Raw genomic sequence first — 4,016 nt, 5'->3', positions numbered from 1 at the left:
AAAACCGTCGAGCAACTCTTTAAAATCAAATCATTTTATGTGACGTAGGCTATATTGTGAAGAAATAGCAGACAATCATATTTTGTTGTTTACAAAGATTTGCTATTGCTTCTTTTGAGCGGTACCACTTAAGATAAATGCAGGATAGCAGTAAAATTCAACGGCAATTTAATGCCGAGATTATCAACAAGCCATTTAGTATCCCTGGTAATACCCAATTGGCCTCTGCACCGCAAATAGTCACACAGGAAGGTAAATCCAACATTGCATCAGACCATATATCGGCCTGTCGAAGCCAGCCTGCACGATGGAAAAAGTTATGGTTACAGAAGTTATTTTGGAGGGTACATACAACCTATTAGGGTAACTATTACGGCTCCAGTCGTTACCTTCCTTTTTATTACGGCTGGTAAGTCATTCATTTACACGATATATGCAAACGGTATCCCCAGTCACATGCAAGAATACATTTTATTCGTTTTACCTTTACTCTTTCATAACAAATACTAGGAGTTAAAATGGGTTATTCCATTGATAAATCCACCTGGATCTTAACCGGAACCATGACTCTTTCTTTGGCATTAAGTGGTTGCGCTGCGATCCACACATCAATTGCAAAGAAAGACCTCGATGTACAAACCAGAATGAGTAACATTATTTTTCTGGATCCAGTTGAGCCGGAACAAAAAGTCATCTACCTGAATATTCGCAATACTTCGGATAAAGCCAACTTCGATATTGCCTCATCTATCATCGACTCATTACAAAATAAAGGTTACCGTATTACAGAAAGTCCGAAAATGGCACATTACTGGTTGCAGGTCAGTGTTCTGAGTGTTGAAAAATCCAGCCCGACTGCAGCCGAATTAGCATTGAAAGCGGGCTATGGCGGATTGGGCAGTGCAGCAATGGGCGCGGCAGTAGGCTCGGCAACTGGCGCAGCTATTGATGGCTGGAGTGGTGCAGGGATTGGCGGACTCGCCGGGGCGGCAGCATTCGGCCTCGCCGATACCCTTGCCGGAGCTGCAGTAAAAGATGTGACTTTTATGGTCATCACCGATGTCGAGATTGCAGAGCGTGCTGAAGAAACTGCCATTGTGCGTGAAGATCGTCAACAGGATCTGCAGCCAGAAATTGAAGACTCCAAAAGACAAAGCCCTTCCAAGGTCGGCGAAATGAACAGATATCGCACCCGCATCGTCAGCATCGCCAACAAGGTTAATCTTGAATATAAAGAGGCGGCACCCGAATTAACTTACGGCCTGGGACGTACCATTTCCGGATTATTCTGACATTCCGCCTGCTACCTGGACAGCATTGCAGTACAGTTGAACAACCTGCAAGTGAAAATATTTAAAGATTTTACTGATTAAATATACCGGACGATCCAATATTTGAAAAACTTCCGGTAAACACATATTTACTTGGTAACCTTATCATAATACTTCTCCCCGATCCGTATCTTTTCCCTGCCATGCTCCACTCGCCATTTATTGGTGTCCCGCAACGAATAAGCGCAACCACAGTATTCCTGCATATAGAATTTTTCACGTTTACTGATTTCCAGCATACGTGCAGAGCCTCCTTTCTTACGCCAGTTGTATGTCCAGTAGGTGACCCCTGGATATTGCGCTGCTGCTCTGACACCACTCTCGTTTATCTGATCCATATTTTTCCAGCGGGAAATACCGAGCGAGCTGGAAATGACATCGAATCCGTTTTCAGATGCATATAAGGCCGTACGCTCAAACCGCATGTCGAAACACATGGTGCAGCGGATTCCCCGTTCAGGCTCTATTTCCATTCCCTTTGCCCGTTTGAACCAGTCATCCATGTCGTAATCGGCATCGATAAACGGGATTACCATGCTTCTCGGCAAAACGGATATTCTCATCCTTGCGTAAATCGTATTCCTTGCGCGGGTGAATATTCGGATTACAAAAAAAGATGGAAAAATCGATTCCGGAAGCGACGATAGCTTCCATAACTTCACCCGAACAGGGTGCACAGCAGGAATGCAGCAGTAGCTTTTTACCGTTTTCCGGCAGTTCCAGTTTTTCACGTTCCATTTCTCAATTTTTTACCTGCAACACAGTTATTCATTGATTTTCAACCTTCGCCTGACTTATCCGGGACAGGCTTTCACTCCGACATCTGGTTTTTTCAGGCTATCCACAACGCTATTATAGACCCGAGAATCTATAAAACTCCCTGATGATAAAATCAACAGAAAATCATCATAGAATTTCAATCAGAAGATCATGTTCACCTCATTGAGACTGACCCACTTCATGCCCATCACCAGAAACAGCACAGAAAATGAAGCAACGTTATGTGGTGGATACTAATGTGCTGATCACAGCCAGTGCGGCTGATCCGGTTACACCAAAGGATATCGATGCGACGCCACAAGATCCCGCACTCAGATTTCGGGTGTAGCAATGGCTGGTCGAATTCGAAAGCAGCCCGGCAAGACTGATACTCGATACAGCCGGCAGAATCAAGGAAGAATATGACCACAAACTTGGGTTCAACGATTACGGAATTCAGGTCGTGATCCATAAATGGAGTACCGCGGCAATGGATAACGTAAATGTGCAATACGACGCTGACAGCCATGCTGTGCTGCAGCCACCACTGAATTCGATAGTACACGACCTGGCAGATCGAAAAATGGTCGCTGCCGCGGTGGAAGCCCGGAAGCAGTACGGCGAAAGCACGATCGCCTTCGCCGGCGAACCGACTGGCATGATTGGGAACAGGCACTGATACACGCTGGATTATCGTTGGAACCCCTCATTGAAGACTGGTTTCGCGCCAAACATGCTGAAAAGATAAACAGATGATCATGACTGAATTCTTCCGTTTCCCCAATACTCCCCACCTGCTCTGGCTGGAAAAGGGCCAACCCAGAGATGACAAAATTCTGTCTGATGAAGAAGTGGCCGCACTGCTGCGGGATGAAGTACTGATCGAGGAAAAACTGGATGGCGCCAACCTGGGCATCTCTCTGGATGAGCAGGGTGAATTGCGTGCACAAAATCGCGGCCAATATCTACCCCAACCTTTTTCCGGACAGTTCTCCCGCCTGAACAGTTGGCTTGGCCAGCATGGAGAAAGTCTCAGACAAATACTGACACCGGAACTGATTTTGTTCGGTGAATGGTGTGCCGCCAGACACTCGCTCGATCACGACAAGCTGCCTGACTGGTTTCTGCTGTTCGATGTTTACGATTGTGGGGCAGGCAAATTCTGGAGCCTCGCACGGCGCAACCAACTGGCTCAGGAATTGGATATCAGTACGGTGCCTCTACTGAAACGCGCCAAGGTAACACGGGATCAACTCATCCGGTTACTGGATGATACCCGTAGCCGGTATCGCAGCGGCAAGGTCGAAGGGATCGTCATTCGTTGTGACTCCCCACTCTGGTGTGAAAATCGAGCAAAACTGGTCAACCGGGAATTTGTTCAGACCATCGCAGATCACTGGCGCAGCCGGACAATTGAATGGAATCTGGTGAATACCAGGTCAGTAAAGTGCAGGCCGTGACTGTAACCAACCCTGCGGCCCTATTGGTGGTAAACATCCTGATTCAACCAAATGTAAGGAAAGTAGCATGTCCGATCTGAAAGATCCGAGAGTATTATTTGCCGCCGAGCGCACTTTACTTGCCTGGAACCGTACCAGCCTGTCCCTCATCGCGTTTGGATTTGTGGTGGAACGCGCAGGAAGGCTGGCACGTGCTGTTTCGCCGGAAATCATCAATTCGAACCAGTTGATGATTATGTCCTGGCTGGGTTTGGCCTTCATCGCTCTGGGAGCAATAACTTCCGCCTATTCTGCCCGCCAGTATGCGGTCATCCTGCGAACACTCACACCCAATGAATTCCCGCCCGGTTATGCAGCAAAATGGGGCCTTCTGGTTAATCTGGCAGTCGCAATACTTGGGTTGATATTGGCATTAGAGCATTTCTCGTTTAGTTAGATTCATAGCCGGAGTTGGTGAGGTAGTTAC

The 4,016-nt window shown here is 47.1% G+C and carries 6 protein-coding genes; 4 read left to right on the top strand and 2 right to left on the bottom strand.

Going from position 1 to position 4,016, the window contains the following annotated elements:
* The first annotated feature begins 518 nt into the window (after nt 1–518).
* Nucleotides 519–1,292: a complement resistance protein TraT gene (locus ABUL11_RS10980; RefSeq protein WP_350283892.1), complete on the top strand. Its 774-nt coding sequence runs from the start codon at nt 519–521 to the stop codon at nt 1,290–1,292.
* 128 nt (nt 1,293–1,420) lie between these two features.
* On the opposite strand, the gene ABUL11_RS10975 is transcribed toward ABUL11_RS10980, so the two are convergent.
* On the bottom strand, nt 1,421–1,867 hold the full coding sequence (locus ABUL11_RS10975) for an epoxyqueuosine reductase QueH (protein WP_350283891.1): 447 nt from the start codon (nt 1,865–1,867) through the stop codon (nt 1,421–1,423).
* Entirely contained in the window at nt 1,827–2,069 is a 243-nt protein-coding gene (locus ABUL11_RS10970) for an epoxyqueuosine reductase QueH (RefSeq protein WP_350283890.1), read from the bottom strand. The genes ABUL11_RS10975 and ABUL11_RS10970 overlap by 41 nt, the downstream gene beginning before the upstream one ends.
* 511 nt (nt 2,070–2,580) lie before the next feature.
* Here ABUL11_RS10970 and ABUL11_RS10965 point away from each other — a divergent pair.
* The 3 genes from ABUL11_RS10965 (at nt 2,581) to ABUL11_RS10955 (ending at nt 3,986) form a co-directional block, all read left to right on the top strand.
* Nucleotides 2,581–2,769 carry a hypothetical protein gene (locus ABUL11_RS10965; protein ID WP_350283889.1) on the top strand — a complete coding sequence of 63 codons (189 nt, stop codon included), beginning with the start codon at nt 2,581–2,583 and terminating at the stop codon, nt 2,767–2,769.
* A 79-nt stretch (nt 2,770–2,848) separates the two neighbouring features.
* A complete protein-coding gene (locus tag ABUL11_RS10960) occupies nt 2,849–3,550 on the top strand; it encodes an RNA ligase family protein (protein ID WP_350283888.1) in 702 nt (233 codons plus the stop codon).
* Nucleotides 3,551–3,617: 67 nt separating this feature from the next.
* Nucleotides 3,618–3,986, top strand: coding sequence for a YidH family protein (locus ABUL11_RS10955; protein WP_350283887.1), 369 nt, complete (start codon nt 3,618–3,620; stop codon nt 3,984–3,986).
* Nucleotides 3,987–4,016 lie beyond the last annotated feature (30 nt).

Source organism: Nitrosomonas sp., from assembly GCF_040256045.1.
Classification (GTDB): domain Bacteria; phylum Pseudomonadota; class Gammaproteobacteria; order Burkholderiales; family Nitrosomonadaceae; genus Nitrosomonas.
The sequence above is the reverse complement of the archived record's forward strand: the minus strand, read 5'-3'. Positions and strand labels throughout refer to the sequence as shown.